General features: G+C 53.0%; 2 protein-coding genes. Both read right to left on the reverse strand.

Going from position 1 to position 1,824, the window contains the following annotated elements:
* Nucleotides 1-341: 341 nt before the first annotated feature.
* The gene (locus ACFFSY_RS03040; RefSeq protein ID WP_377489713.1) at nucleotides 342-1,175 is read right to left on the reverse strand and encodes a flagellin N-terminal helical domain-containing protein; all 834 of its coding nucleotides are present in this window, start codon (nucleotides 1,173-1,175) and stop codon (nucleotides 342-344) included.
* A gap of 177 nt (nucleotides 1,176-1,352) precedes the next feature.
* The coding region (locus ACFFSY_RS03045; protein ID WP_377489716.1) for a flagellin at nucleotides 1,353-1,824 on the reverse strand (472 nt) is incomplete at its 5' end.

Below are 1,824 nucleotides of genomic sequence, written 5' to 3' on the forward strand. Positions count from 1 at the left end.
GTTGACCGACAGCTGACGGTGCGTGTTCAGTGCTGCAATATTGTGGTTGATAATCATGATGTGTTTCCTCCTTGGAAGTTGAAAGCCCGCTTCCTTGCGGACCTTGTTGGATGTCAGCTAGAGTGCCGAGTGTCTCGCGCCCTTGCTTATTATATATATCGGACATCTGAGAGATTCGTTTATAGTTGAGAGACGATCAAATTTTCCCAGAACTACGGCCAAGACAAGCAAAACACCAGCTACTATAGCCATAACGAAAAAGAACCCGCGTCTTAGATAGACGCAGGTTCTCGATAATCGGGGTAATAAAATCAAACCGACCTAGATAACGAGAGGACGAATTAACGGAGCAGCTGCAGAACGCCTTGCGGCTGTTGGTTCGCTTGCGCCAGCATCGCTTGAGCGGCTTGTGCAAGGATGTTGTTCTTCGTTTGGTTCATCATTTCTTTCGCCATGTCTACGTCACGTACGCGGGATTCTGCTGCCGTCAGGTTCTCAGCTGCGTTATCCACGTTCGCGATGGAGTGCTCCAGACGGTTTTGCAGTGCGCCCAGCTTCGAACGGCCGGAGGAAATTTTCGCGATGTTGTCGTCCAGCGTTTGGATCGCTGTCTCAGCGCCTGCTTGCGTGCTGATGTCGGCTGCTGCAAGAGCCGTTTGGATACCGTCGAGCTTAATGCCGTCCGTGCTCAGGTCCAGTTCGATCTTCTGGTCTTTGTTCGCGCCCACGTGGATTTGAACTTTACCACCCGTACCTGCGGAGCCGTCAAGCAGCTTCTGCGTGTTGAACTCAGTGTCCGTGTTGATACGGCCGATCTCGGTTGCCAGTGCATCGTACTCGTCTTTCAGGGACGTACGGTCAGCCGTTACGTTCGTGTCGTTCGCCGATTGAACAGCCAGCTCGCGCATACGCTGCGTAATCGCGTGTACTTCGTTCAGTGAGCCTTCAGCCGTTTGGATCAGGGAGATGCCGTCTTGCGCGTTGCGGGAGGATTGCTCCAGACCGCGGATCTGACCGCGCATTTTCTCGGAGATGGACAGACCTGCCGCGTCGTCGCCCGCACGGTTGATGCGAAGACCCGAAGAGAGCTTCTCGATCGATTTGTTCGTATTCGCCGTGTTGACCGACAGCTGACGGTGCGTGTTCAGTGCTGCAATGTTGTGGTTGATAATCATGATGTGTTTCCTCCTTGAATTTGAAAGCCCGCTTCCTTGCGGGCTTTATTGGATGTTAGCCAGGGTCGTAGAAGATGCCTTCCCTTGCTGATATTTATATCGACCTTTTGAGAGAAATGATTATAGCAATCTAGTTTCCATTATTCTCTAGCTTAGTGCTTTCACCTTACTCACAAATTAACGGAGCAGCTGCAGAACGCCTTGCGGCTGTTGGTTCGCTTGCGCCAGCATCGCTTGAGCGGCTTGTGCAAGGATGTTGTTCTTCGTTTGGTTCATCATTTCTTTCGCCATGTCCACGTCACGTACGCGGGATTCTGCTGCCGTCAGGTTCTCGGCTGCGTTGTCCACGTTCGCGATGGAGTGTTCCAGACGGTTTTGCAGTGCGCCCAGCTTCGAACGGCCGGAGGAAATTTTCGCGATGTTGTCGTCCAGCGTTTGGATCGCTGTCTCAGCGCCTGCTTGCGTGCTGATGTCGGCACCTGCAAGAGCACCTTGAATCGTAGTCAGCTTGATGCCGTCCGTGCTCAGATCCAACTCGATCTTCTGGTCTTTGTTCGCGCCCACGTGGATTTGAACTTTACCACCCGTGCCTGCGGAGCCGTCAAGCAGCTTCTGCGTGTTGAACTCGGTGTCCGTGTTGATACGGCCG

It is taken from the genome of Paenibacillus aurantiacus, assembly GCF_042431225.1.
Taxonomy (GTDB): Bacteria; Bacillota; Bacilli; order Paenibacillales; family Paenibacillaceae; genus Paenibacillus_Z; species Paenibacillus_Z aurantiacus.